The following is a 26,473-nucleotide window of genomic DNA, read 5'->3' as shown; positions in this document are numbered from 1 at the left end:
ATCGGATGGGGGTTACCCGCAGCTCGGTCTTGCGGCCGGTCAACGGTGCGCTGACGCAGGCCGGAAATATCGTCGAGCTCTTCGTCGACGTCGCACGAAACACGTTCAAGCGGCCGTTCCAGTTCCGCGAGTTCATCGAACAGGCCTGGTTCATTGCCAGCGTCACGATCCTGCCGACGGCCATGGTCGCGATTCCGTTCGGCGCAGTGGTGTCTCTGCAGACCGGATCGCTCATCAAGCAGCTCGGTGCGGAGTCGTTCACGGGAGCGGCCAGCGTGCTCGCCGTCATCCAGCAGGGTTCCCCGCTGGTGACGGCACTTCTGGTGGCCGGGGCTGCGGGCTCGGCCGTCACGGCGGATCTCGGTGCGCGGACGATCCGCGAAGAGATCGACGCCATGGAGGTTCTCGGTATCAACCCGATTCAGCGACTCGTCGTGCCTCGGGTGCTTGCCATGGTTCTCGTCGCGATCCTGCTCAACGGCCTCGTGTCCGTGGTCGGTATCGCGGGCGGGTACTTCTTCAACGTCATTCTCCAAGGGGGTAATCCCGGTGCGTACCTGGCATCGTTCTCGGCCTTCGCGCAGCTTCCCGACATCTGGGTCGGCGAGCTCAAGGCGGCCGTCTTCGGTGTCATCGCCGGTGTCATCGCCGCGTACAAAGGCCTCCACCCGAAGGGCGGACCCAAGGGCGTCGGTGACGCGGTGAACCAGTCTGTGGTGATCACGTTCCTGCTGCTGTTCTTCGCGAACCTGATCCTGACCATGGTGTACCTCCAAATCGTTCCGGCGAAGGGATCGTGACCCGATGACAATCGCCAAGGGACGCGGTGACCGGACGCTGATGGCGGCACGCCGAGTCGGTCGTGCGCCGCTCAACGTGCTCGACCGGGCCGGCGAGCAGATGTCGTTCTACGCCAGGGCAATCGCCTGGTCGCCCCACACTCTCGTGCACTACCGCAAGGAAGTGCTCCGGCTGCTCGCCGAGGTCACATTCGGCAGCGGCGCGCTCGCCGTCATCGGCGGCACCATCGGCGTCATCGCGATGATGTCCGGCTTCACCGGCGTCGTCGTCGGACTGCAGGGTTTCGCCGCGCTCGAACAGCTGGGCAGCTCGGTCCTCACCGGCTTCCTGTCCGCGTACGTCAACACCCGTGAGATCGCGCCGATCGTTGCGGCACTCGCGCTCTCGGCCACCGTCGGTTGTGGTTTCACCGCGCAGCTCGGCGCCATGCGCATCTCGGAGGAGATCGACGCGCTGGAGGTCATGGCGGTACCGAGTGTGCCGTTCCTTGTCACCACCCGCATGATCGCGGGATTCGTCGCCGTCATCCCGCTGTACATTGTCGGTCTGCTCGCGGCCTATCTCGCCTCCCGCGTCATCAGTACCGTGTTCAACGGCCAGTCGACCGGGTCCTACGACCACTACTTCAACTTGTTCCTGCCACCGCAGGACGTCCTGTATTCGTTCGCGAAAGTGCTGATCTTCGCGTTCGTGCTGATCCTGATCCATTGCTACTACGGCTATCACGCGTCGGGTGGTCCCGCCGGTGTGGGTGTGGCCGTGGGTCGGGCGGTCCGCACCGCGATCGTCACCATCGCCGTTCTCGACTTCTTCCTGAGCCTCGCCATCTGGGGCACGACGACCACAGTGAGGGTGGCCGGATGAGCAACACGACATCTGTTGTGGGCCGACGGGTGCTGGGGCTGGTGTTCTTCCTCGTCCTCGCGTTGTTCCTGGTCTTCACGATCGGCATGTTCAACAAGACGTTCACCAAGGTCGTCAAGATCGACCTGCTCACGGACACCGCCGGAAATGCCCTGCCGCCCAATGCGGACGTGAAGGTCCGTGGCCTCATCGTCGGCGAGGTGCGCTCGGCGTCCTCCCATGAGGGCGAGGTCACCCTGGATCTTGCGATCCAGCCCGACAAGGCGCAGCTGATTCCGTCCAACGCGACGGCGCGGTTGCTGCCCAAGACGCTGTTCGGTGAGCGCTATGTGTCGCTGATCGTTCCCGAGGGCGACACCGCTCCGCCGATCCAGGCCGGCGACACGCTGCGTCAGGACAAGAGTGGCAACGCCGTCGAGGTCGGCGAGGTTCTGGACGGTCTGCTGCCGCTGCTGCAGGCGATTCCGCCGCAGGACCTGGCGAACACGCTCGGCGCGCTGTCCCAGGGACTGAGCGGGCGCGGTGCCGAACTCGGACTGACGCTCGACCGTCTCGAGGAGATCTTCGGCGGGCTGAACACGGAACTTCCTGCCATCCAGGAGGATCTGCGCGGTCTGGCAGATTTCTCGCAGACGTACTCCGAGGCGGCGCCCGACCTGGTCAACGCCCTCGACAATCTCCGTACCACCGGAAATACCGTGGTGGAGAAGCAGGGCGAGATCTCCACGTTGCTCGCGTCGCTGACCGGAACCGCGTCCAGCACCGCGGATCTCCTGCAGACCAACGCCGAATCGATCGTCAGTATCGCCGCCGATTCGCGTGAGGCACTGCAGATCCTCGGCCGTTACTCGCCGAGTTTCGGCTGCACGTTCGCGGGCTTCGCCAAGTCCGCTCCCGTCGCCCGTGAACTGCTGGCACCGGACGATCCGTACCCGGGTGTGCGTGCCAGCGTGCAGTTCGTCAATCCGAAGGGTCGCTACGTGCCCAACCAGGACGAGCCGCGGCTGCTCGACAACCGCGGACCGGCTTGCTACGACAACGTCACCGCTCCGGGTGGGAAGTTCCCGCAGTACCCGGGCGGGTCGTCCTACAACGACGGTGCCTACCAGGTGCCTTCGCGGAATCCCGGCCCGTCGACCATCGACTTCCTCCCGGCGCCCGCCGGAGTCCCCGATCAGGTCCCGGGGTACGGAGCCGAGGTCACGCCCGCAAGTTACGCGGGTTCGAAGATGGAGCAGGACACGTTGGACGTCGTCTACGGCGAGGCCGGGGGCATGGCGCCGGAGGACGTGCCGAGCTGGACGACACTCGTCGGCGCGCCGACCATGAGGGGGACTGAGGTGAGCTTCAAGTGAGGGGCCTGGCCGCACCATTGGTCAAGCTGATCGTGTTCGCCGTGGTCACCATCCTCGCGACCGGTTTGCTGGCCGCCACCATCGCCAACCTCGGTGGCGGCGGTGGCACCAAGTTCAACGCGATCTTCTCGGACGTCACCTCGCTCAACGAGGGCGACGAGGTCCGCATCGCCGGTGTGCGTGTGGGTCAGGTCGAGAAGATCGCGATCCACGACGACCGCGAAGCCGAGGTTCAGTTCACGGTGTCGGAACGGGACTGGCTGCCCGCCAGCACCACCGCGACCATCCGCTTCCGGAACCTCGTGGGGCAGCGCTACATCGCGCTCGAACAGGGCGAGGGGCAGCAGGGAATGAAGATGAGCGGCGGCGACACCATTCCGATGGAGCGGACGAAGCCTGCCGTCAACCTCACCACGCTGTTCGACGGGTTCCGTCCGCTGTTCCAGACCCTCAGTGCCGACGACGTGAACAAGTTGTCCTACCAGATCATCCAGGTGTTCCAGGGCGAGTCGGGAACCATCACGGAACTGGTCGAGAACACGGCAAGCCTCACCAACACCGTCGCCGACAAGGATCGGGTGATCGGTGCGGTGATCAACAACCTCAACGACGTGCTGGCCACGGTGAATCAGCGTGACGATCAACTCGATTCGCTGATCGTCAACACCCAGCAACTCGTCACGGGCCTGGCGAACGAGCGGGGAACGGTCGGTTCGGCGGTGACGTCCCTCGCGGGACTGACCGACGCGACGGCCGACCTGCTCGAACCCACCCGACCGTCCATCCAGGAATCCATCACGTCACTGAACACGCTGGCGACGACGTTGAACCGTAACTCCGACACGGTCAACAGCGTTCTCCAGACGCTTCCGGTAAAGCTCGAGAAGCTCGGCCGGGCAGCCAGTTACGGATCCTGGTTCCAGTTCTACCTCTGTGGAGTCGACATCGTCGCAGGACCAGGTACCGCGCCCCAACTGAACCTGCCCACGGGCTTGCCCACCGTCAACCAGCCGCTCTATACCAACTCGGCGAAACGGTGCACGCAGGACGGCCTACAGGAGTTGCAGACACGATGAGCAGACGTCGCAGCCCGGCAGTGGCTGGTGCCCTCGGCATTCTCGTGGTGCTGTTGGCCACCCTGTCGGCTTTCTTCCTCGATTCGCTGCCGTTCATCGGCGCCGGATCGACCTATCACGCCGAATTCACCGAGGCGGCAGGGCTCAAGCCCTCCAACGAGGTCCGGATCGCCGGCGTCAAGGTCGGCAAGGTCACGTCCGTCGAGCTCGACGGGGACCATGTGGACGTCGCCTTCAAGGTGTCGGACGCGTGGGTCGGCAACGAGACGTCGGCGTCCATCCAGATCAAGACGATCCTGGGTCAGAAGTACCTGGCCCTCGACCCCCGTGGTTCGGACACCCTGAATCCGAGCGACGTGATCCCGTTGGACCGCACCACGTCTCCGTACGACGTGATCGAAGCGTTCTCGGCCGCCGCACAGACGGTGGGTGACATCGACTCCGATCAGCTCGCACAGAGCATGGTGACGCTGTCGCAGGCTTTCGAGGGAACTCCCACGGAGATCCGAGCCTCCCTGGACGGTGTGAGCAGGCTGTCGCAGACCATCGCCAGCCGCGATCAGGAACTGCAGAAGTTGTTCGACGCGACCGGCAAGACCACCAAGGTCCTCGCCGACCGCAACGCCGAATTCAACCGGTTGATCAGCGACGCCGGTCTGCTGCTCGGTGAGCTCAACAGCCGTCAGCAGTCGATCTCTCAGCTGCTCACCGGAACTCAGCGGCTGTCGCAGCAGTTGACCGGACTCGTGCGCGACAACGAGGCCGCCATCGGTCCCGCGCTCGAACAGCTCGACGGTGTCGTCGAGATCCTCAAGGCCAACAACGAGAACCTGGACAAGGCGATGAAACTGTACGAGCCGTTCGTCCGCCTGTACACGAACGTGGTCGGTAACGGTCGCTGGTTCGACCAGGTCGTGGTGAACCTCCTGCCGCCGGGTCTGCCCGACATTCCCGGTCCGCGCGATCCCGTCCGCACGTTGGGGGGTAACTGATGGCAGACGTCGAGAACGGCGCCGAGCGCGGCGGACGCGGCGGGGTCGCCCTCATCGCGGGAATCGTCATCGTCGCGCTCGTGATCGCCGGGGCCCTGTGGTGGTTGTTCACCCGCGCAGGAACCACGCAGATCACCGCGTACTTCGACAAGTCGGTGGGCATCTACGAGGGTTCCGACGTGCGGATCCTCGGTGTGAAGGTCGGATCAGTCGACGGTGTCGAACCGCAGGGCGACCAGGTGAAGGTCGACATGCGCGTCGATCGTGGCGTCGACATCCCCGCCGACGCGAAGGCAGCCCAGGTCACGCCGTCCGTGGTGTCCGACCGCTACATCCAGCTCGCGCCTGCCTACACGGGCGGCGACAAGATGCAGAGCGGTGCCGTCATCTCGCGTGACCGCACGGCCACTCCTGTCGAGGTGGATGAGCTGTACGCGAGCATCGAGAAGCTCTCCACCGCTCTGGGCCCGGACGGGGCGAACAAGGAAGGCGCGCTGTCCCAGTTCGTCGAGACCGGCGCGGCCAACCTCGACGGCAACGGAGAGGCGCTGGGGCAGAGCATCAATCAGCTGTCCGACGCCGCCCGCACGCTCAACGAGAGCCGCGGCGACCTGTTCGACACCGTCAAGAACCTCCAGGTGTTCGTGGGTGCGCTGGCGGCCAACGATCAGCAGGTCCGCGACTTCAATTCGCAGCTCTCCGACTTGTCCGGATTCCTTGCGGGGGAGCGGGAGAACCTCGGTGCCGCCCTCAACCAGCTGGCGATCGCCCTCGGCGACGTCTCGAAGTTCGTGGCCGACAACCGGGAGATCCTCGCCGAGAACGTGGACGATCTGGTTCCGGTGACGCAGACCCTCGCGGACAACCGCGAGTCGCTCGTCAACTCGCTGACCCTGCTTCCGCTGGCGATCAGCAACCTGGCCAACTCCTACGACGCGGAGTCCGGCAACCTGGCATCGCGTCTGGCGTTCCCGGATCTGCAGGATCCGGCCGGCGTCGCGTGCAAGTTGATCGACCTCGGCAAGCTGGTTCCCGGCGATCCGCGGTTCGAGCAACTCGGGCGTCAGATGCAGCCGCTGATCGACAACTGCGCCAACATCACGTCGCAGATCACGCAATCGGCGAAGACGCCGTCGCTCGTGCTTCCCTTCGGGATCATGAGTGCCGACAACATTCAGCGGACGGTCACGCCCGGCACGGTGCCGGGTGTCGTGTCGCCGCGATTCGAAGGTGCAACGGGTGGTGAGGGCGAATGAAGCGGTCGGTAATCCTCGGCGCCGGTGCGTGCGCCGTCGCCATTGCAGTGACGTCATGCTCGTCGGAGGGAATCTACGGAGTTCCGCTGCCGGGCGGTCCGGATGTCGGTGACCACCCGATGCACCTGACGATCCAGTTCGACGACGTCCTCGACCTCGTCCCGCAGTCCGCAGTCAAGGTCGACGGTGTTCCGGTGGGCCGGGTCGAAACGATCAAGGTGGCGCCGGACGGCTGGACGGCGGATGTGGAGGTCGTCCTCGACTCGTCCGTCGATCTCGCGGCCAACGCGGTCGCCGCCATCGAGCAGACGAACCTGCTCGGCGAGAAGTTCGTCCAGTTGTCCGAACCGCCGGAGGACAAGGATCCCGCGCGGCTCGAGGACGGCGACACGATCTCCCTCGATCGCACCCGGCACGCCACCGAGATCGAGCAGGTACTCGGCGCGCTGTCGCTGCTGCTCAACGGTGGCGGCGTCGGCCAGTTGCAGCCGATCGTGCACGAACTGACCACCGCACTCGACGGGCGTGAGGATCGTGTCCGCGGACTTCTCGAGCAGGCGAACACGCTCATCGACGGTCTCAACCAGCAGCGCGACGACATCACCCGCGCCCTGGACGGACTCGACACCTTGACCACACGGGTGAACGAACAGAACGAGAAGATCGGGCTGATCCTCGATCAGCTCCCGATCGCCGCCGAAGTGCTCAACGAGCAGCGTCCGCAGCTCACCCAGATGCTGACGCAGCTGGACCGGCTCGGTACCGTCGGCACGGACGTGATCAACAGGTCGAAGAACGATCTGATCGCGGATCTCCTCGCACTGCGGCCGACGCTGAAGGCGCTCGCCGAGTCCGGCGACGACCTGCCCAATTCGCTCGCGTTCATCCCGACCGTCCCGTTCCCGGACGGTGTCGAGAAGATCGCGCTCGGCGGATCGGTCAACCTGTTCCTCACGGTCGACCTGCAGATCGGCGATGCGCTCAGCGCACTCGGCGTCGGTCAGGGCGACCCGGTGTACGTGCCGCCGAAGTTCGGTGAGCCCAAGCCGATCGTCGATCCCTCGAACCCGTACTACAACGGCAACGGACCGAAGCCGGGATGGCCGACGGTGTCGCTGCTGCCGATTCCGCCGATCATCCCCGCCCCGACGGGTCTGCGGATCCCGGGTCTCCCCGGAACCGCGCCCGCGGCCGGCAACGGTGCAGAGAACGGCACGACGGACGGCGCAGCGCCGTCGCCGCAGAACCCGCTCGGGGGACTGCTGGAGCAGTTCGGAATCGGGGGTGGACAGTGAGGTCACGACTGGTCAGGATCCAGCTCGTCGCGTTCGCCATCGTGGCGATGCTCGGGCTGGTCTACGTCGGCGCCAAATACGTCCGCCTCGACAACCTGCTCGGGTTCGGTGAATTCGACGTGAACGCGCAGTTCAAGGACTCCGGCGGCATCTTCACCAACGCCGAGGTCACGTACCGCGGAGTTCCCGTCGGCCGGGTCGGCGAGCTGTCCCTGACCGCGGACGGAATCAACGTCGAGTTGAAGATCTCCTCGGGTGGGCCCGACATCCCGGCGTCGGCCAAGGCCGTCGTCGCCAACCGATCCGCGATCGGTGAGCAGTACGTGGACCTGCAGCCCGACAGCGACCAGGGGCCGTTCCTCGAACAGGGCTCGGTGATCACCGAGGCCGACACGTCGACACCCGTTCCGGTCGAGCAGGTGCTGATGGCCACCGACGGTCTGGTCCGGTCGGTTCCGGTCGACTCGTTGCGCACGGTCGTCACCCAGCTGGGAACGGCATTCAACGGCAAGGGCGAGGATCTGCAGACACTCGCGGATTCGCTGTCGACGCTGACGAAGGACGGACTCGACGTCCTCCCGCAGACCCTGGCCCTCATCAGGGACAGCCAGACGGTGCTGGCGACGCAGTCCGATCAGTCCTCCGCGATCGCCCAGTTCAGTTCGGACCTCGACGCGGTTGCGGCGCAGCTGCGGACCAGCGACCCCGATCTCCGCGCGATCATCGACAAGGGAATTCCGGCGAGCGACGAGGTCGGTCTGCTGGTGAACCAGATCGGTCCGAGTCTCACCACCGACCTGACGAACCTCGCCGCTGTCGGCGACAAACTGGCTCCGCAGGCGATCGCGCTGCGGCCGATCCTGATGTTCCTGCCTGCCATCGCGGCGTCCGCGTCGACGGTGGCCCCCGGCGACGGCACGGTGCATCAGGGCATCGTCCTGGAAACCAACAATCCGCCGTCGTGCACACTCGGTTACGAAGGGACACAGGAAATCCTGGCCGAGATGAAGCGGCAGGACCCGAACTTCGACGACACCCAGCAGGACTTCCCGTACAACACGAAGGCCAACTGCGACGCTCCCCAGGGAAGCGTGACGGGTGTGCGAAGTGCAGACCGCATCGTGTTCGCCGATCCGGACACGATCCAGCCGTGGGATTTCAAGCCGAAGGTCATGCCTGACACTCTCAACTTGAATCCCATCGCAACGCAGCTCGCGCCGCTCCTCGGGGTTACTCCCAAGTAGCATTCGGTCCCGACCGAGGGCGAGTAGAAGAAAACAATCAGTAGGGTATTGGTGTGACGCGAATTACCACGCCCCCGGAGTCGGGACAATCGACTCCGGGGAAGGACAGAACTCTGAAGGCCTCGTTTGCTGCGGTGACCGCACTGGTGGTGATCGCGGTTGTCGCAGCCGGATGGTTTGGCTTCGGGTGGGCGCGCGCTCTCTTCGTGGACAAGCCGATCGCCGACGCACGCGATTCCGCGTTGACGGGCGCCCAGCAGGCCGCGATCAACCTCAACTCGGTCGATTCGAAAGACCTCGACGGATCGTTCGAGAATATGAAGTCGTCGATCACGGGCGACAAGATGAACCAGGACCTCCAGGCGACGATGGACGGGTTCACCGACCAGATGCGTCAGTCGGGTGCGGCGAGCAAGGCCGAGCTGATCCAGGGCACACTCACGGAACTGAACACCGACGACGGCACTGCGAAGGCGCTGGTCGTCGTGGCAGTCACCACCACGTGGCCCGACCGCTTCGACAAGGCCAAGGTGACGATGCGGATGGACGTCCAGGACGTGGACGGGGTCTGGAAGGCCTCGTCGGTCGAACCGGTGGGCGGGCGTATTCCGCTCGAGAGCGGTCCGGTGCCCGCCGACGGCGCGGCTCCCGCCCCGGCCCCCACCGAACCGGCTCCCGCCGAGCAGGCGCCGGCTGAACAGGTGCCCGAAGGCGACAGCGGCGGTCAGTAGTCCTGATGTGCCGCGGCGGCGTGTCGCTGCGGTGTCCACGTCGACGACAGCTCGTCGTGTAATGAGAAAGTGGTGAACTATGCCCCCCAAGCGCCGAAACAACGTGCCGGACAGCGCTGCAAAGGGCAGGCGTCCGCGCGTGGCGGGGACCCGTCAGACAACGCCGAAGCCGCCCCGATCGGAAACCCCGGCCACGGAGCCTGTGGCGAAGACGAAGAGCGAGCCGGTGACGAAGCCGGAACCGGCGAAGAAGCAAGAGCCGGTCGAGAAGTCGGCCCCGGTGGCGAAGGCCGAGGCCGCAACGACCGCAGCAGCAGCCGCGGCCTCCTCCGCCGCGTCCGACGGGGCGTCGAAGACCTCCGACACGAACGCGACCGTGTCGCTGGCCAAGTCGGTGTCGACCGCGAAGACCGCGTCCGCGGGAAAGACGAAGGTGCCCAACCTTCAACCGCGCATCAGCAAGCAGCAGGCCCCCACCGCCGCCGAGACCGCGGCCGATGGCAACGGGTCCGGCAGGATCACCTGGAAGCTCGTCGGGATCCTCGGAGCCGTGGCGGTGGTGCTCGGGGTGTTCGCGGTCGTCGCGGCGTTCAAGCCCGGCGCAGACATCACGAACACCGCCTGGGTCGACGAAGGCGCCACTGCCGAGGTGACCAAGGCGGGAACCGAGGCGATCGAGACGCTGTACACGTACAGCTACGAAACGATCGATCAGGACTTCGAGAAGGCGCGCGGCTACCTCAACGACGCCAAGCGTGACGAATTCGACTCGACCGCCGACACCACCAAGGAGGCCGCCATCCAGACCAAGACGGCCACCCAGGCCTCGGTCACCGACATCGGCGTCACGGTGCTCGACGGCGACCGCGCCGAGCTGCTCGCGCACATGAACGTCAGCGCCACCGGTGACGCCGTGGCTCAGGGCAGTGCCGCGACCCCGTTGTCGATCAAGATGGAGAAGATCGACGGCAAGTGGGTGCTGTCCGACATCTCCGACAGCGAGGGCTGATCCTGCCGCCCGGAAAGAATTGAGCCGGAACGGGATCCGCGCACGCTGCGCAGGTGCTCGCCGGATTGTCGTCTCCGGCAACGCGAACCGATTCCCATCCGATCGTCTTCACGATTGGATGGGAATCTGTTGCTGCGGTGTCGGTTTCGAATTCTCGGGTGAACCGGGGGTAGGTGCCTTCCGTGCCAGGAATCCCGGCGCCCACCAATTGGCCTCACCCATCAGTTTCACCAGGGCGGGCACCAGCATCATGCGGATCACGGTGGCGTCGATGAGCAGCGCGACGATCATGCCGAGTCCGATGAATCGCATCATCGTCAGCTCCGAGAGCGTGAACGCGCCGGTGACGACGATCAGCAACGCGGCGGCAGCAGTCACGATGCGCCCCGTATGTGCCGTGCCGATCCGCACGGCCTCTTCGGTCGATGCCCCCTTGTCGTGGGCCTCGACCATTCGCGACATCAGGAAGATCTCGTAGTCGGTGGAGAGCCCGAACACCACCGCGATGATGAGGACGACCATCGTCGCGGGCAGCGGCCCCGGCGTCACGCCGAGGAATCCGGCACCGTGGCCGTCGTCGAAGATCCACGTGAGCACGCCGAACGAGGCGGCGAGGCTCAGGGTGGCCATCGCGATCGCCTTCAGGGGCAGCACCACGGACCGGAACGCCAGCAGCATCAGCACGAAGGTGACGGCCACCATGATCCCGATCATCCACGGCAGCCGCGCCGCCATCGCGTCCAGTCCGTCGGCGGTCAGGGCGTTCAACCCGCCCAGCATCTTCTCGGTGCCATCCGGGGGCGGGAGGTCGCGCAGTGCGGCGGCCGTCGCCATGGCCCCCGTCGTGCGGTCGGCGTCGTCGAAGATGGCCCGGATGGCGACGAACGTGTCGGTGGCGCCGACCGGGACGACCCGCTGGACGCCGTCGACCGCGGCCGTCGCCCGGAAGAGCTCTGCCGTGGCGGCCGGGGGCGGGGCCTTGCCGTCGCTGCCCTGCAGGATCAGGGTCGCCCCGTTGTTGGCGAGCGGGAAGTCCGCGGCGAGATCGTCGACGGCTAGCCGGAGCGGGTGAGTCGCGGGCAGTCCGGTGTGATCGAGATCGCCCAAGGATGCGCCTGCGAGGGGCGCGGCGAGCACGAGCAGCCCCGCAACGATGGCTGTCGCGATCGGGACGGGCCGCCGCATGACCCGGGCGGCGACGCCGCCCCAGAACCGGTGCGCCCGGTCTTCGCCGCGTTCGACCACACCCGGTCGCCAGGTGAGCGAGTTGATGCGAGGCCCGAGCAGCGCGAGTGCCGCGGGCAGCGCCGACAGCGACAACACGGCGGCGATCCCGATGGCCGCCATCCCGCCGTAGGCGAACGACCGGACGATGGCCTGGGGGAACACGAGCATGCCCACGAAGCCGCACACCAGGAGGAGGGCGGAGAACCCCACGGTCCGGCCGGCCGTGGCGAGCGTCCGGCGGACGGCGTCGTCGGTGTGGGCGCCCGACCGCAGCTCCTCGCGGAACCGGGTCACGACGAACAATCCGTAGTCGATGGACATGCCGAGCCCGACGAGGCTCGCGATGTTCACCGAGAATGCGCTGACTTCGGTGAAGTAGGAGATCACGCGCAGGGCGCCGAGGGCGCCGAGGATCGCGAGCCCGCCGACGCACAGCGGGACGGCCGCGCCGACGAGGCCGCCGAAGATGACGAGCAGAAGGAGCAGCAGAAGCGGGAACGACACCGCCTCGGCGCGCAGTAGATCACTCTCGGACACCTCGTTGAAGGCGTTGGCGGCCGCGCTGAAGCCGCTGAACTCCGCATCCGTGCCGTCGATGACCAGCAGGGGTTCGAGATCGTGATACGCGGCGATCCGAGTGTTCTCGTCGCCGCTCAGCGACAGCACCACCAATCCCTCGGTGCCGTCGGTGGACCGCAGGAACTCCTTCGCCTGCGGCGGCGCCGACCAGTACGACAGGGGAGTGCTGGCGAGCATTCTGGGGTCGATCTGAGCGAGGTGCGCGGACACCTCAGGCCCGAGGTCGTCGATCGTCGAACCCGGACGTGCGTGGTAGGTGACCGCCAGATCGGGGGTCTGCCGTCCGAACGTCCCCTCGATCAGGCGCTCGACGCCCGCGGACTCGCTGCCCGGATCGGTGTACCCGCCGAGGCTCAGCCGGTCGAACACACCCGATCCCCACGCCCCACCGAGCAGCACCAGCAGCACCGTGGCGGCGAGGACCAGCTTCGGACGGGCGACGACGAACGAACTCCAGCGCGTCACGGCTCTGCTTCCCTCGCGAAATCGACGGCGATCGCGTGCGCATATTGTTCACCGCCCGTCAGCGGCTGGGAAGGGGCGGCGGGAACAACCCGGGCCTCGCGAAACGACGCGACACGCCCCCTAACTCTTGACGCCGCGATGATCACGCGTCACTCTGATGCGTGAACATGCGCAGTGACGCGTGGCCAAGCGCCCGGCTGGGTGCTGTTTCGGGTGCCCGACTCGACATCTACTGAGTTTGGGTGTACTTTTGGACGTTGCGCTGGCTGCCTCCTGTCCACCCCTCGTCCGCACCGCTGCGAAGTGATTCACTCTTCAGCAACTGTGACGAGTTTCGTTCGGGTTGTGACCAGCGAAATTCGAAGCAGATACAGCGGCGGTCGCAACAGCAAGAGCGGCCCGCGTGAGGTGCTGGAAGGACGCATCTTGGCAGTCTCTAGCCAGACCAAGGCAGTTTCCGGAATCCCCGGAGCCCCGAAGAGGGTTTCGTTCGCAAAGATTCGCGAACCCCTCGAAGTTCCCGGGCTTCTTGATGTACAAACCGATTCGTTCGAGTGGTTGATCGGTGCGCAGAGCTGGCGCGAACGCGCCGCCGCTCGTGGCGACAGCGCAATCTCCGGAGGTCTCGAGGACATTCTCGCGGAGCTTTCCCCGATCGAGGATTTCTCGGGCTCGATGTCTCTGTCCTTCTCGGACCCGCGTTTCGACGAGGTGAAGGCCTCGACGGACGAGTGCAAAGACAAAGACATGACCTACGCGGCGCCGTTGTTCGTCACCGCGGAGTTCATCAACAACAACACCGGTGAGATCAAGAGCCAGACGGTCTTCATGGGCGACTTCCCGATGATGACCGACAAGGGCACGTTCATCATCAACGGCACCGAGCGTGTCGTGGTCTCGCAGCTGGTGCGTTCCCCCGGCGTCTACTTCGACCACTCCGTCGACAAGGGCACCGAGAAGGACCTGCACAGCGTCAAGGTCATCCCGGGCCGTGGTGCATGGCTCGAGTTCGACGTGGACAAGCGCGACACGGTCGGCGTCCGCATCGACCGCAAGCGCCGCCAGCCCGTCACCGTGCTGCTGAAGGCCCTCGGCTGGACCACCGAGCAGATCACCGAGCGCTTCGGCTTCTCGGAGATCCTCATGGCGACGCTCGAGAAGGACAACACCGCCGGCACCGACGAGGCGCTGCTCGACATCTACCGCAAGCTGCGTCCGGGCGAGCCGCCGACCAAGGAGAGCGCGCAGACGCTCCTGGAGAACCTGTTCTTCAAGGACAAGCGCTACGACCTGGCTCGCGTGGGTCGCTACAAGATCAACAAGAAGCTGGGCCTGAACCTCGGACAGCCGATCGTCGCGTCGACCCTCACCGAGGAAGACATCGTCGCCACCATCGAGTACCTGGTGCGCCTGCACGCCGGTGACACCGAGATGACCGCCCCCGGCGGCAGTGCGGTGCCCGTCGAGGTCGACGACATCGACCACTTCGGTAACCGTCGTCTGCGCACGGTCGGCGAGCTCATCCAGAACCAGATCCGCGTGGGCCTGTCCCGCATGGAGCGCGTGGTTCGTGAGCGCATGACGACCCAGGACGTCGAGGCCATCACGCCGCAGACGCTGATCAACATCCGGCCCGTCGTGGCTGCGATCAAGGAGTTCTTCGGAACCTCCCAGCTGTCGCAGTTCATGGACCAGAACAACCCGCTGTCGGGGCTGACGCACAAGCGTCGTCTGTCCGCCCTCGGCCCGGGTGGTCTGTCCCGTGAGCGCGCCGGCCTCGAGGTGCGAGACGTTCACCCGTCGCACTACGGCCGCATGTGCCCGATCGAGACCCCTGAGGGTCCGAACATCGGTCTGATCGGTTCGCTGTCGGTGTACGCACGGGTCAACCCGTTCGGCTTCATCGAGACGCCGTACCGCAAGGTGGAGAACGGCCAGGTCACCGACCAGGTCGACTACCTGACCGCGGACGAAGAGGACCGCCACGTCGTCGCCCAGGCCAACTCGGCCCTCGACGCGAACGGTCACTTCACGGACGATCGTATTCTGGTCCGTCGTAAGGGTGGCGAGGTCGAGTTCGTCTCGTCCGCCGAGATCGACTACATGGACGTCTCGCCGCGGCAGATGGTGTCCGTCGCGACCGCGATGATTCCGTTCCTCGAGCACGACGACGCCAACCGTGCCCTGATGGGTGCGAACATGCAGCGTCAGGCGGTGCCCCTCGTTCGCAGCGAGGCTCCGCTGGTCGGTACCGGCATGGAACTGCGTGCCGCCGTCGACGCGGGCGACGTCATCGTCACCGAGAAGACCGGTGTCGTGGAAGAGGTCTCCGCCGACTACGTCACGGTCATGGCCGACGACGGCAGCCGCAAGACCTACCGGATGCGCAAGTTCGCGCGCTCGAACCAGGGCACCTGCGCCAACCAGCGTCCGATCGTGGACGAGGGGCAGCGTGTCGAGGTCGGACAGGTCCTCGCCGACGGCCCCTGCACCGAGAACGGTGAGATGGCGCTCGGCAAGAACCTGCTCGTCGCGATCATGCCGTGGGAAGGCCACAACTACGAGGACGCGATCATTCTGTCGCAGCGCCTCGTGGAAGAGGACGTCCTGACCTCGATCCACATCGAGGAGCACGAGATCGATGCCCGCGACACCAAGCTCGGTGCCGAGGAGATCACTCGCGACATCCCGAACGTCTCCGACGAGGTCCTCGCCGACCTCGACGAGCGCGGCATCATCCGTATCGGTGCCGAGGTTCGTGACGGCGACGTGCTGGTCGGAAAGGTCACGCCGAAGGGTGAGACCGAGCTGACCCCCGAGGAGCGCCTGCTGCGCGCCATCTTCGGTGAGAAGGCCCGCGAGGTTCGCGACACGTCGCTGAAGGTTCCCCACGGTGAGACCGGCAAGGTCATCGGCATCCGCGTGTTCTCGCGCGACGACGACGACGATCTGCCCCCCGGTGTCAACGAGCTGGTCCGCGTCTACGTGGCGCAGAAGCGCAAGATCCAGGACGGCGACAAGCTCGCCGGCCGCCACGGCAACAAGGGCGTCATCGGCAAGATCCTCCCGCAGGAGGACATGCCGTTCCTGCCCGACGGCACTCCGGTCGACATCATTCTGAACACCCACGGTGTTCCGCGTCGTATGAACATCGGTCAGATCTTGGAGACCCACCTCGGGTGGATCGGCAAGACCGGCTGGAACGTTCAGATCGCCGGCGACGGCTCCCGTCCCGATTGGGCGGAGCAGCTGCCGGAGGAGATGCTGTCTGCACCTGCCGACTCCAACATCGCCACCCCGGTGTTCGACGGCGCCAAGGAAGACGAGCTCACCGGTCTCCTCGGTTCGACGCTGCCGAACCGCGACGGCGAGGTCATGGTCGCGTCCGACGGAAAGGCCACGTTGTTCGACGGCCGTTCCGGCGAGCCGTTCCCGTACCCGGTCTCGGTCGGCTACATGTACATCATCAAGCTGCACCACCTGGTCGACGACAAGATCCACGCTCGTTCGACCGGTCCGTACTCGATGATCACCCAGCAGCCGCTCGGCGGTAAGGCCCAGTTCGGTGGCCAGCGCTTCGGTGAGATGGAGTGCTGGGCGATGCAGGCCTACGGCGCCGCATACACGCTGCAGGAGCTGCTCACCATCAAGTCGGACGACGTGGTGGGTCGAGTCAAGGTGTACGAGGCCATCGTCAAGGGCGAGAACATCCCCGAGCCGGGTATCCCCGAGTCGTTCAAGGTGCTCCTGAAGGAGCTCCAGTCGCTCTGCCTCAACGTGGAGGTGCTGTCCTCGGACGGCGCGGCCATCGCGATGGCCGACGGTGACGACGAGGACCTGGAGCGGGCCGCAGCGAACCTGGGCATCAACTTGTCCCGGAACGAAGCGGCGACGGTCGACGACCTCGCGAACTAGGTTTCGGTCCCCGGGTCCTGAGAAATCAGGGTCCGGGGGCGTAGTTCACATTTGAATTGGCAGTCAGGTATCGGCGGCCACCGCTGATCCACAATCCCTCTGGGGAAAGGAAGTTACGTGCTCGACGTCAACTTCTTCGATGAACTCCGCATTGGCCTCGCCAGTGCAGAGGACATCCGCAATTGGTCCTACGGCGAGGTCAAGAAGCCGGAGACCATCAACTACCGCACGCTCAAGCCCGAGAAGGACGGCCTCTTCTGCGAGAAGATCTTCGGCCCCACCCGGGACTGGGAGTGCTACTGCGGTAAGTACAAGCGTGTCCGCTTCAAGGGCATCATCTGTGAGCGCTGCGGTGTCGAGGTGACCCGCGCCAAGGTTCGGCGTGAGCGCATGGGCCACATCGAACTGGCTGCCCCGGTCACGCACATCTGGTACTTCAAGGGCGTGCCCAGCCGTCTCGGCTACCTGCTCGACCTGGCGCCGAAGGATCTCGAAAAGATCATCTACTTCGCCGCGTACGTCATCGTCGGTGTCGACGAGGAACTGCGTCACAACGAGCTGTCCACTCTCGAAGCCGAGATGCAGGTCGAGAAGAAGTCCGTCGCGGATCAGCGTGACGCCGACCTCGAGGCCCGCGCTCAGAAGCTCGAAGCCGACATCGCCGAGCTGGAGGCGGAGGGCGCGAAGTCCGACGTCCGCCGCAAGGTCAAGGACGGCGGCGAGCGCGAGATGCGTCAGCTCCGTGACCGCGCGCAGCGTGAGCTGGATCGTCTCGACGAGATCTGGACCACGTTCACCAAGCTGAGTGTCAAGCAGCTCATCGTCGACGAACTGCTGTACCGCGAGCTCGTCGACCGCTACGGCGAGTACTTCACGGGCGCGATGGGTGCCGAGTCGATCCAGAAGCTCATGGAGAGCTTCGACATCGACGCCGAGGCCGAGAACCTCCGCGAGACCATCCGCAGCGGCAAGGGGCAGAAGAAGCTCCGTGCGCTGAAGCGTCTCAAGGTCGTCGCAGCCTTCCAGGTCAACCAGAACTCGCCCATGGGCATGGTTCTGAACGCCGTCCCGGTGATCCCGCCGGAGCTGCGTCCGATGGTTCAGCTCGACGGTGGCCGCTTCGCCACCTCCGACCTGAACGACCTGTACCGCCGCGTGATCAACCGCAACAACCGCCTCAAGCGACTGATCGACCTCGGTGCCCCCGAGATCATCGTCAACAACGAGAAGCGGATGCTGCAGGAGTCCGTGGACGCGCTGTTCGACAACGGCCGTCGTGGCCGTCCGGTCACGGGTCCCGGTAACCGTCCGCTGAAGTCCCTGAGCGACCTGCTCAAGGGCAAGCAGGGTCGCTTCCGTCAGAACCTGCTCGGTAAGCGCGTCGACTACTCGGGTCGTTCCGTCATCGTCGTCGGCCCGCAGCTCAAGCTGCACCAGTGCGGACTGCCGAAGCTGATGGCTCTCGAGCTGTTCAAGCCGTTCGTGATGAAGCGCCTGGTCGACCTGAACCACGCGCAGAACATCAAGTCCGCCAAGCGCATGGTGGAACGTCAGCGCGCACAGGTGTGGGACGTCCTCGAAGAGGTCATCGCCGAGCACCCCGTGCTGCTGAACCGTGCACCGACGCTGCACCGCCTGGGCATCCAGGCCTTCGAACCGCAGCTGGTCGAGGGTAAGGCCATTCAGCTCCACCCGCTGGTGTGTGAGGCCTTCAACGCCGACTTCGACGGTGACCAGATGGCCGTGCACCTTCCGCTGTCCGCGGAGGCGCAGGCCGAGGCTCGCATCCTGATGCTGTCGTCGAACAACATCCTGTCGCCCGCGTCGGGTCGACCGCTCGCCATGCCCCGTCTGGACATGGTCACCGGTCTGTACCACCTGACCCGGTTGGACGAGGGTGCGATCGGTGAGCTCGCGGCGTCGACCAGCGACGAGGCGGAGCAGGGCGTGTACTCCTCGCCTGCCGAGGCTCAGATGGCCGTCGATCGTGGCGCGCTCGTCGTGCAGGCGAAGATCAAGGTGCGGCTCACGCAGCAGCGCCCGCCCCGCGACATCGAGTCGGAGCTGTTCCCCGAGGGCTGGAACTACGGTGACGGCTGGACCGCGGAGACGACGCTGGGTCGCGTGCTCTTCAACGAGCTGCTGCCCGCGGACTACCCGTTCGTCAACGAGCAGATGCCGAAGAAGCGTCAGGCGACGATCATCAACGATCTCGCCGAGCGCTACCCCATGATCGTGGTCGCGCAGACCGTCGACAAGCTGAAGGACGCCGGTTTCTACTGGGCCACGCGTTCGGGTGTCACGGTCTCGATCTCCGACGTCCTCGTGCCGCCGGAGAAGGCTCAGATCATGGAGTCCTTCGAGGCTCAGGCCGACCAGATCGAGAAGAAGTACCAGCGTGGTGCTCTGAACAAGACCGAGCGCAACAGCGCCCTGGTCAAGATCTGGTCCGAGGCCACCGACGAGGTCGGTAAGGCCATGGAGGCCCACTTCCCCGACGACAACCCGATCCCGATGATCGTGAAGTCCGGCGCCGCCGGCAACATGACCCAGGTTCGTTCGCTCGCCGGTATGAAGGGTCTGGTGACCAACCCGAAGGGTGAGTTCATCCCGCGTCCGATCAAGTCTTCCTTCAAGGAAGGCCTGACCGTTCTCGAGTACTTCATCAACACGCACGGTGCCCGTAAGGGTCTGGCCGACACCGCGCTCCGCACCGCCGACTCGGGTTACCTGACCCGTCGTCTGGTGGACGTCTCGCAGGACGTCATCGTCCGCGAGGTCGACTGTGGAACCGAGCGCGGCATCGTCACCACGATCGCCGAGAAGCAGGCCGACGGCACGCTGATCCGCGACGCTCACGTGGAGACGAGCACGTACGCCCGAACCCTGGCCGCCGACGCGGTCGACGAGAACGGCAACGTCATCGTCGAGCGTGGACACGACCTGGGCGACCCGGCTATCGACGCGCTGCTCGAGGCAGGCATCACGCAGGTCAAGGTCCGCTCGGTGCTCACCTGCACCACCGGCACCGGCGTCTGCGCCACCTGCTACGGCCGCTCCATGGCCACCGGCAAGCTCGTCGACATCGGTGAGGCCGTCGGTATCGTCGCCGCACAGTCCATCGGTGAGCCCGGTACCCAGCTGACCATGCGTACGTTCCACCAGGGTGGTGTCGCCGGAGACGACATCACCGGTGGTCTGCCGCGTGTTCAGGAGCTGTTCGAGGCCCGCGTCCCCAAGGGCAAGGCGCCGATCGCCGACGTCAGTGGCCGCGTGCAGCTCGAGGACGGCGACCGCTTCTACAAGATCACCATCGTCCCGGACGACGGTGGCGAAGAGGTTGTCTACGACAAGCTCTCGAAGCGTCAGCGTCTGCGTGTCTTCAAGCACGACGACGGCACCGAACGCCTTCTGGCCGACGGTGACCACGTCGAGGTCGGTCAGCAGCTGATGGAAGGTGCTGCCGATCCGCACGAGGTGCTGCGTGTCATGGGCCCCCGTCAGGTGCAGATCCACCTCGTCAACGAGGTCCAGGAGGTGTACCGGAGCCAGGGTGTGTCGATCCACGACAAGCACATCGAGGTCATCGTGCGCCAGATGCTGCGTCGCGTGACGATCATCGACTCGGGCGCCACGGAGTTCCTGCCCGGTTCGCTGACCGAGCGTGCGGACTTCGAAGCGGCCAACCGCCGTGTCGTCGCCGAGGGTGGCGAGCCGGCAGCCGGACGTCCGGTGCTGATGGGTATCACCAAGGCATCGCTGGCGACCGACTCGTGGCTGTCCGCGGCGTCGTTCCAGGAGACCACTCGCGTGCTGACCGATGCGGCGATCAACTGCCGCTCGGACAAGCTGATCGGTCTGAAGGAAAACGTGATCATCGGAAAGCTGATCCCCGCCGGTACCGGTATCAACCGTTACCGCAACATCCAGGTTCAGCCGACCGAAGAAGCCCGCGCTGCTGCGTACGCGGTTCCGTCCTACGACGACCAGTACTACAGCCCGGACGGCTTCGGCCAGAACACCGGTGCCGCGGTGCCGCTGGACGATTACGGTTTCAGTAACGATTACCGGTAGGCGCTCCGCGCCCGTGAGCGGTTGACGAGTCCCAGGACTCGCCGGGCACTCACCAAGGACGAAGGCCCCACCCCTCTCTCTTCGGGGGTGGGGCCTTCATCTGTTTCCTTGCCTTGTCGCCGGGTGTTCGCCGTTGCTAGCGTCGGATGATGGCCCGGTCGAGGTTCGCCATCGCGCTTCTTCTCGCCGTCGTCATGGGGGCAGCGACCTCCTGCACGGCCTCGGACACCCAGCAGAGCGAGGCGACGTCGTCGGCGGCGCCGGCCACGTCCGCCGGTCCCGCCGTGCTCACTCCGGTGGTCGCGGATGTGGTGGCCGCGCCTATCCCGGTGACGGGCAGCGACGGTCGCGTGCATCTCGCCTACGAACTGCGGCTGACGAATACCGGTTCGCAGCCGGCGACGATCACGTCGCTGCAGGTGAAGGGCGACGGCCGCACGCTGGTGGACCTGAGCGGCGAGGCGCTGACACCGTGGTTCCAGGCCCTCGGCGGTGGACCGAGGACCGGCACCGTTCTCACCCCCGGACAGCAGGGGCTGGTGTGGATCGACGCGACATTGAACAGTCCCGACGACGTGCCCCGTAGCCTCGGCCACGTCGTGAACGTCGACTTCCCGCAGGCGACGTCGCTCGTGCCTTCCCAGCTGGCCGAGAACGTGGCTGACACCGAAGTCGACACCCGCGACGCCGTCCGGATCCGCGCTCCCCTCGACGGGCCGCGGTGGCTCGACGGCACCGGCTGCTGCACGGTCACGTCCCACCGCGCGGCCGTGCTGCCGATCAACGGACGGATGCTCGCGGCCGAGCGCTTCGCGATCGACTTCGTCCAACTCGACGAGCAGGGACGCATCTACGTCGGCGACAAGACTCAATTGTCGAGCTACGAGTACTACGGCGCACCGGTCCGTGCGGTGTCGGACGGCAAGGTGATCGCCGTCGTGGGTGATCTGTCCGAACAGGTTCCGGGTGCCAGTCCGCAGGGACTGCCCCTCGACCAGTACGGCGGAAATCACGTCGTCCAGGACATCGGGAACGGGCGGTACGCGTTCTACGCGCATCTGCAGCCCGGCAGCGTGGACGACATCAGCGTCGGCCAGGACCTGCGGGCGGGCGACCAACTCGGGCTGCTGGGCAACAGCGGAAACACCGACGCACCGCATCTGCACTTCCATCTGATGGACGGGCCGGACTATCTGGCGTCGAACGGCATTCCGTTCGAGTTCGAGAACTTCGACCTCGACGGGCGGGTGACGGGGGAGAGCTTCGAGGCCGCTGCGACCGCCGGCGCCCCGGTGGTCGACGCGACGGGAACGCAGACCGGGTCGCGCACCGACGAGATGCCGCTGTACCTCGACGTCGTGACGTTCCCGGGCAGTTAGCCGAGGAGGCCGCGCTCGACGAACCGGGTGAGTGCGGCGATGCCCTCGTCGTCGCCGTCCCGCAGGCCGACGAAGGCGGTCGCCACCGCGGCGATCAGCTGGGCACTGACGTCGGGGCTCGCGGGGAGGTGCGCGCCGTCCGCGGCGAGTGCCGTGAGGAGTTCGGCCTACGGCTTCATCTGTTCGATCCCGAAGTCGTGCATCCGCTGCGCGAACGCGGGATCGACGAGGGCTGCGTCACGGAGCGCGGCCATCACCGTGCGATGCCGCGACTGGAGTTGCCAGAACACGGCGAGATGCGGGCCGAGGTCCCGCAGATCGTCCGGGGACGTGGCGATGAGTGCATCCGCGTCGTTGCCGATGTCGCCCGCGAGCGCGAGGAGCAGCGCCTCCTTGCCGTCGACATGGTTGTAGAACGAGCCCGCGGCCTTGCCGGCCTCGGTGGTGATGTCGGTGATGGTCGCGTTCAGATACCCCTTGCGTTCGAAGACCACTTGGGCGGCGTCGAGCAAGTCCCGGCGTGTCTGGGCGGCCATCTCCTGTCGGGTGGTCACTGCGCTTTCCTCATCTCCTCGCCGCTCGTCTGCCCTCGCTCGGAGGCTGGTTCTCGTCCGGGAAGACTATCCTCGAGCACACCTGTCCGATATGCGTGGTTTAGCTGAACGGGGACGAGATGTCCGAGAAGAAGATCGATCGCGTCAAGACCGAGTCGGCACTCGAAGTGCTGCGGGAAAGCCCCACGATCGCACTCATCACCGTGGCCCCGGCACTGGTCGTCTTCGGGGTGGTGTGGTGGCTGTTCGGATTCTGGTCAGCCCTCGTGCTGGTCCTCATTCTGGGTGTCGTCGCCGTCGTCGGCCGGAAGCTGTTCTGAGACCGCTACCGCGGAACGTGGAACGCGGCGAGTGACGCCGCGCTCGACGTGAGTTCGTCCCAGTCGCACGGCACCGTGAGGACGGCGAGCGCGGACGTCGGGAACTTCTCCCGCATCAGGTTGGCCTCCCCGGTATCGGGGTTGCCCGCCAGATCCAGTGCCGTCGACGGCATGCCGGGAACGTGCCCGACCACGAGCAGGGTACGCACCGACGGTTCGACCCGCACGATCTCCATGAGCACCTCGGACGGGTACGCGCCGTACAGCTCCTCGGCGAACCGGGCGGGAGCGCCGACCCGGGTCGCCTCCAGCGTTTCCCGGGTGCGGCGCGCGGTCGAACACAGCACGGCGTCGATCGGCGGCTGAGTCGACCGCAGCCACTCACCGGCCAGACCCGCCTGCTTCCGGCCGCGCGGCGCCAACGGCCGCTCGTGATCCGCGACCCCCTCCGGGTACGCAGACTTGCCGTGGCGCATCAGGATCAGGGTGCGATTCCGCGACGAGCTGTGCGAGGCCATGGCTAGACGCTAGCGCCCCACGCCGACGCGTTCACTGTCGAGCTGGGCCATCTGCGCGGGCGCGTAGCGTTCCCCGGCGACAGCGGTGTCGGGAACCGCTGCCGCGATGGCCGCGAGGTCACCGGCGCCGAGGTGGACGTCGAGTGCGCCGAGCGTCTCCTCGAGCCGGGCGACGGTGCGCGCTCCGACGACGGGCACGATGTCGTCGCCCTGGGCGAGTACCCACGCGATCGCCAGCTGCGCGACGCTCACCCCGTGCTGCGCGGCCACGGCGGCGAGCGAGTCGACGAGGGTGAGGTTCTGCCGGAGGTTCTCGCCTTGGAATCGGGGGCTGTGTGCGCGGAAGTCGTCGGCCGCGAGGGTCTGATCGGTGCGTAGCGAGTCGCTGAGCAGGCCTCGGGAGAGTACGCCGTAGGCCGTCACGCCGATCCCGAGTTCCCGGCAGAGCGGGAGGATCTCGGCCTCGATACCCCGGGAGACGAGCGAGTACTCGATCTGCAGGTCCACGATCGGGTGCACCGCCGCCGCTCGGCGAAGGGTCTCGGGACCCATCTCGGACAGGCCGATGTGGCGCACGTAGCCGGCCTCGACGAGTTCACCGATCGTGCCGACGGTGTCCTCGATCGGCACGTCGGGGTCGAGACGGGCGGGGCGGTAGATGTCGATGTAGTCGACGCCGAGACGCTGCAGCGAGTACGCGAGGAAGTTCCGGATCGACTCGGGTCGCGTGTCGACTCCCGCCCATGTGCCGCCGGGGCCGCGCAGGCCGCCGAACTTGACGCTGAGGGTCACGTCCTCGCGTCGGCGGCCGGCGAGGGCCTTGCCGATCAGAGACTCGTTGTGGCCCGATCCGTAGAAGTCCCCGGTGTCGACGAGGTCGATCCCGGCGTCGAGCGCCGCGTGGATCGTGGCGACGGACTCCGCGTCGTCCGTCTTGCCGTACATCCCGGACATGCCCATGGCGCCGAGGCCGAGCCGGCTGACGTTGGGACCGGTGGTTCCGAGTGCGGTGGTGCTGATCATGTTCTGCTCCGATGGTCGGTGGCTGTTCCGGACTGTTACCAGCGTCGCCGTTGCCGGGAGCGGCAACCAGAGACCGCTCATCGGGGGACCGGCGATCCCTGGCAGCGGGCAGGCGGGTCCGGCACAGTTGATTCATGAACCGCTCCGAGTTGGCCGACTTCCTCCGCCGTCGCAGGGAACAGCTGGTTCCGGCCGACGTCGGACTGCCACCGGGAGTGCGGCGGCGGACGCCGGGGCTCCGGCGCGACGAGGTGGCGATGCTCGCGGGAATGTCGACGGACTACTACACGCGACTCGAGCAGGCACGCGGCCCGCATCCGTCGACGCAGGTCCTGGCGTCGATCGCGCGGGCGCTGCGGCTGACCGACGATCAGCGCGACCATCTCTACCTGTTGTCGGGTCAGGTTCCGCCGATGCGGGCCGCGGGCAACAAGCACGTCGGACCGGGACTGCTGCATCTGCTCGACAAGCTCGACGACACCCCGGGCTGCGTCATCTCGGACCTCGGGGAAGTGCTGGTCCAGAACCGCATGCACGTGATCCTGTTCGGCGACGCGTCCCGGTATTCGGGTCTCGATCGGTACGTGCCGTGGCGGTGGTTCGCGCACCCCGGCGAGCGCGGGATGTTCCCTGAAGACGATCACGAGCGGCTCGCCGGACGTCACGTCGCGGATCTGCGGGCGACAGCCGCCCGGCGGGCGGGTGACGCCGACGTGACGGAACTGGTGGACCGCCTCTACGAGAGCAGCACCGAGTTCGCGGCGCTCTGGGACAGGCACGATGTGGCCGTCCGCCGGTCCGACACGAAGACCGTCCTCCGCGCCGAGGTCGGACGTATCGACCTCGTCTGCGAGACGCTGCTGACCCCGAGCGCCTATCAGCACCTGCTCGTGTACATGCCGCAGCCGGGCTCCGATGCGCGGGCCAGACTCGACCTGTTGCGGGTGATCGGCACCCAGCAGATGGTCTGATCAGGTGGTGAGTGGCCCGACCCGGGCCACGGCGCGCAGGGCGTCGTCGACCAGGAACCACACGGTCAGCGACGTGTCGTCCCGCCGCGAACGCAGGACGATCCGGTCGGTCGACACGATGGGCGAGAGGTATTCGAGCACGGCGCGATGGGGGTTGTCGACGAGGCGGCCACCGCCCGGATGCTCGTGGTCGGCGAGCAGTTCTTCGACGGCCTGCCAGTAGACGGCGTTGTTGACGTGGTCGAACGGGTCGATGTCGGTGCGGCGCAGGACGAACTCGGTGTCCACGATGCCGTCCTCGTCGGCGGCCGGAGCATTCTCGACGAGCCACCGCTTCCACTTGAGCCGGTGTTCGTCCGCCGATTCCCCGAGGCGTTCGATGAACCCGTCGTCGATGCGGGTGGGCATTCCCGTTTCGCCGCTGATGTGGATCCAGAAACCTTCGGTCTCGATGAGCGCGCCCGCCTCACCCTCGATCTGGACCCGCATGTTCGTCCAACGGGTCGACAGTGCCGAGCACCAGCGCCGCAGGTGCACCCGCTCGGGCCACACCGCGGGCCGCACGACGTCGATGACGGTGCGCCGGACGATCCACAGCGGGTGGCTGTCGGCGGCGTCGACCGCGTCGAGGTTGTCCAGACCGGCGTCCTGCAGATAGCGCGCGATCCCGTCGAGACGGAGGCGCTTGGCGGCATCGATGTCGCCGGTGCGGACCGGCCAGGACGTCTCGAAGAAGCGGCCGCGTGCGGGGGGAGCGGCGAGGGGTAGGTCGAGTGCCAAGATGCGGTTCCTTCGCTCGTGGACGGAGCTTTGATTCTTCCATCC

The 26,473-nt window shown here is 66.3% G+C and carries 20 protein-coding genes; 15 read left to right on the top strand and 5 right to left on the bottom strand.

From position 1 onward, the window contains the following. Window positions 1-5: 5 nt before the first annotated feature. The 10 genes from HGB39_RS12815 (at window position 6) to HGB39_RS12770 (ending at window position 10,623) form a co-directional block, all read left to right on the top strand. Window positions 6-800: an MlaE family ABC transporter permease gene (locus HGB39_RS12815; protein WP_005252107.1), complete on the top strand. Its 795-nt coding sequence runs from the start codon at window positions 6-8 to the stop codon at window positions 798-800. Window positions 801-804: 4 nt separating this feature from the next. Then, entirely contained in the window at window positions 805-1,665 is an 861-nt protein-coding gene (locus HGB39_RS12810; protein ID WP_005258256.1) for an MlaE family ABC transporter permease, read from the top strand. Beyond that, window positions 1,662-3,020: an MCE family protein gene (locus HGB39_RS12805; protein ID WP_037204233.1), complete on the top strand. Its 1,359-nt coding sequence runs from the start codon at window positions 1,662-1,664 to the stop codon at window positions 3,018-3,020. Before HGB39_RS12810 ends, HGB39_RS12805 begins: the two co-directional genes overlap by 4 nt. Continuing rightward, a complete protein-coding gene (locus tag HGB39_RS12800; protein ID WP_005258253.1) occupies window positions 3,017-4,096 on the top strand; it encodes an MCE family protein in 1,080 nt (359 codons plus the stop codon). Before HGB39_RS12805 ends, HGB39_RS12800 begins: the two co-directional genes overlap by 4 nt. After that, the gene (locus HGB39_RS12795) at window positions 4,093-5,088 is read left to right on the top strand and encodes an MCE family protein (RefSeq protein ID WP_005564073.1); all 996 of its coding nucleotides are present in this window, start codon (window positions 4,093-4,095) and stop codon (window positions 5,086-5,088) included. The genes HGB39_RS12800 and HGB39_RS12795 overlap by 4 nt, the downstream gene beginning before the upstream one ends. Next, window positions 5,088-6,344 (top strand): MCE family protein, encoded by a 1,257-nt coding sequence (locus HGB39_RS12790; RefSeq protein WP_005564074.1) that lies wholly within the window; start codon window positions 5,088-5,090, stop codon window positions 6,342-6,344. The genes HGB39_RS12795 and HGB39_RS12790 overlap by 1 nt, the downstream gene beginning before the upstream one ends. Further along, window positions 6,341-7,639 (top strand): MCE family protein, encoded by a 1,299-nt coding sequence (locus HGB39_RS12785; protein WP_005564075.1) that lies wholly within the window; start codon window positions 6,341-6,343, stop codon window positions 7,637-7,639. Before HGB39_RS12790 ends, HGB39_RS12785 begins: the two co-directional genes overlap by 4 nt. Then, window positions 7,636-8,883, top strand: a complete 1,248-nt coding sequence (locus HGB39_RS12780; protein ID WP_005258243.1) for an MCE family protein — start codon at window positions 7,636-7,638, stop codon at window positions 8,881-8,883. Before HGB39_RS12785 ends, HGB39_RS12780 begins: the two co-directional genes overlap by 4 nt. 134 nt (window positions 8,884-9,017) lie before the next feature. Beyond that, window positions 9,018-9,614 (top strand): hypothetical protein, encoded by a 597-nt coding sequence (locus HGB39_RS12775; protein ID WP_005574377.1) that lies wholly within the window; start codon window positions 9,018-9,020, stop codon window positions 9,612-9,614. A 79-nt stretch (window positions 9,615-9,693) separates the two neighbouring features. Then, window positions 9,694-10,623: a hypothetical protein gene (locus HGB39_RS12770; protein WP_043793821.1), complete on the top strand. Its 930-nt coding sequence runs from the start codon at window positions 9,694-9,696 to the stop codon at window positions 10,621-10,623. A gap of 108 nt (window positions 10,624-10,731) precedes the next feature. On the opposite strand, the gene HGB39_RS12765 is transcribed toward HGB39_RS12770, so the two are convergent. Next, on the bottom strand, window positions 10,732-12,894 hold the full coding sequence (locus tag HGB39_RS12765; protein ID WP_005574379.1) for an MMPL family transporter: 2,163 nt from the start codon (window positions 12,892-12,894) through the stop codon (window positions 10,732-10,734). A gap of 408 nt (window positions 12,895-13,302) precedes the next feature. Between HGB39_RS12765 and rpoB the strand changes: the two genes are divergently transcribed. The 3 genes from rpoB to HGB39_RS12750 all read left to right on the top strand — a co-directional run bounded on the left by rpoB (window position 13,303) and on the right by HGB39_RS12750 (window position 22,262). Then, entirely contained in the window at window positions 13,303-16,809 is a 3,507-nt protein-coding gene (gene rpoB / locus HGB39_RS12760; protein ID WP_005258235.1) for a DNA-directed RNA polymerase subunit beta, read from the top strand. A 117-nt stretch (window positions 16,810-16,926) separates the two neighbouring features. Then, a complete protein-coding gene (locus HGB39_RS12755) occupies window positions 16,927-20,883 on the top strand; it encodes a DNA-directed RNA polymerase subunit beta' (RefSeq protein WP_005252128.1) in 3,957 nt (1,318 codons plus the stop codon). A gap of 146 nt (window positions 20,884-21,029) precedes the next feature. After that, window positions 21,030-22,262, top strand: a complete 1,233-nt coding sequence (locus HGB39_RS12750) for a M23 family metallopeptidase (RefSeq protein ID WP_005574380.1) — start codon at window positions 21,030-21,032, stop codon at window positions 22,260-22,262. Window positions 22,263-22,429: 167 nt separating this feature from the next. On the opposite strand, the gene HGB39_RS12745 is transcribed toward HGB39_RS12750, so the two are convergent. After that, window positions 22,430-22,816: a TetR/AcrR family transcriptional regulator gene (locus tag HGB39_RS12745; RefSeq protein ID WP_005574382.1), complete on the bottom strand. Its 387-nt coding sequence runs from the start codon at window positions 22,814-22,816 to the stop codon at window positions 22,430-22,432. A 119-nt stretch (window positions 22,817-22,935) separates the two neighbouring features. On the opposite strand from HGB39_RS12745, the gene HGB39_RS12740 reads away from it, so the two are divergent. Continuing rightward, a complete protein-coding gene (locus tag HGB39_RS12740; protein ID WP_005258232.1) occupies window positions 22,936-23,136 on the top strand; it encodes a hypothetical protein in 201 nt (66 codons plus the stop codon). A 5-nt stretch (window positions 23,137-23,141) separates the two neighbouring features. Here HGB39_RS12740 and HGB39_RS12735 read toward each other — a convergent pair whose 3' ends face one another. Beyond that, on the bottom strand, window positions 23,142-23,654 hold the full coding sequence (locus HGB39_RS12735) for a SixA phosphatase family protein (protein WP_005258230.1): 513 nt from the start codon (window positions 23,652-23,654) through the stop codon (window positions 23,142-23,144). A gap of 9 nt (window positions 23,655-23,663) precedes the next feature. Continuing rightward, window positions 23,664-24,677: an aldo/keto reductase gene (locus HGB39_RS12730; RefSeq protein ID WP_005574383.1), complete on the bottom strand. Its 1,014-nt coding sequence runs from the start codon at window positions 24,675-24,677 to the stop codon at window positions 23,664-23,666. A gap of 134 nt (window positions 24,678-24,811) precedes the next feature. Between HGB39_RS12730 and HGB39_RS12725 the strand changes: the two genes are divergently transcribed. After that, window positions 24,812-25,648 carry a helix-turn-helix transcriptional regulator gene (locus tag HGB39_RS12725; protein WP_005574384.1) on the top strand — a complete coding sequence of 279 codons (837 nt, stop codon included), beginning with the start codon at window positions 24,812-24,814 and terminating at the stop codon, window positions 25,646-25,648. Here the strand turns inward: HGB39_RS12725 and HGB39_RS12720 are convergent, their stop codons facing one another. Beyond that, the gene (locus HGB39_RS12720; RefSeq protein WP_005258224.1) at window positions 25,649-26,428 is read right to left on the bottom strand and encodes an acyl-[acyl-carrier-protein] thioesterase; all 780 of its coding nucleotides are present in this window, start codon (window positions 26,426-26,428) and stop codon (window positions 25,649-25,651) included. Window positions 26,429-26,473: the final 45 nt, after the last annotated feature.

This window comes from Rhodococcus opacus (assembly GCF_012396235.1).
Classification (GTDB): domain Bacteria; phylum Actinomycetota; class Actinomycetes; order Mycobacteriales; family Mycobacteriaceae; genus Rhodococcus_F; species Rhodococcus_F opacus.
Note: the sequence above shows the minus strand (reverse complement) of the source record. Positions and strands in the feature narration are given on the sequence as shown.

Bases quoted from the DNA above. Each gene is read 5' to 3' on its own strand.
- HGB39_RS12815 (WP_005252107.1), top strand. From the start codon at position 6: ATGGGGGTTACCCGCAGCTCGGTCTTGCGGCCGGTCAACGGTGCGCTG.
- HGB39_RS12810 (WP_005258256.1), top strand. From the start codon at position 805: ATGACAATCGCCAAGGGACGCGGTGACCGGACGCTGATGGCGGCACGC.
- HGB39_RS12805 (WP_037204233.1), top strand. From the start codon at position 1,662: ATGAGCAACACGACATCTGTTGTGGGCCGACGGGTGCTGGGGCTGGTG.
- HGB39_RS12795 (WP_005564073.1), top strand. From the start codon at position 4,093: ATGAGCAGACGTCGCAGCCCGGCAGTGGCTGGTGCCCTCGGCATTCTC.
- HGB39_RS12790 (WP_005564074.1), top strand. From the start codon at position 5,088: ATGGCAGACGTCGAGAACGGCGCCGAGCGCGGCGGACGCGGCGGGGTC.
- HGB39_RS12785 (WP_005564075.1), top strand. From the start codon at position 6,341: ATGAAGCGGTCGGTAATCCTCGGCGCCGGTGCGTGCGCCGTCGCCATT.
- HGB39_RS12770 (WP_043793821.1), top strand. From the start codon at position 9,694: ATGCCCCCCAAGCGCCGAAACAACGTGCCGGACAGCGCTGCAAAGGGC.
- HGB39_RS12750 (WP_005574380.1), top strand. From the start codon at position 21,030: ATGATGGCCCGGTCGAGGTTCGCCATCGCGCTTCTTCTCGCCGTCGTC.
- HGB39_RS12740 (WP_005258232.1), top strand. From the start codon at position 22,936: ATGTCCGAGAAGAAGATCGATCGCGTCAAGACCGAGTCGGCACTCGAA.
- HGB39_RS12735 (WP_005258230.1), bottom strand. From the start codon at position 23,654: ATGGCCTCGCACAGCTCGTCGCGGAATCGCACCCTGATCCTGATGCGC.
- HGB39_RS12730 (WP_005574383.1), bottom strand. From the start codon at position 24,677: ATGATCAGCACCACCGCACTCGGAACCACCGGTCCCAACGTCAGCCGG.
- HGB39_RS12725 (WP_005574384.1), top strand. From the start codon at position 24,812: ATGAACCGCTCCGAGTTGGCCGACTTCCTCCGCCGTCGCAGGGAACAG.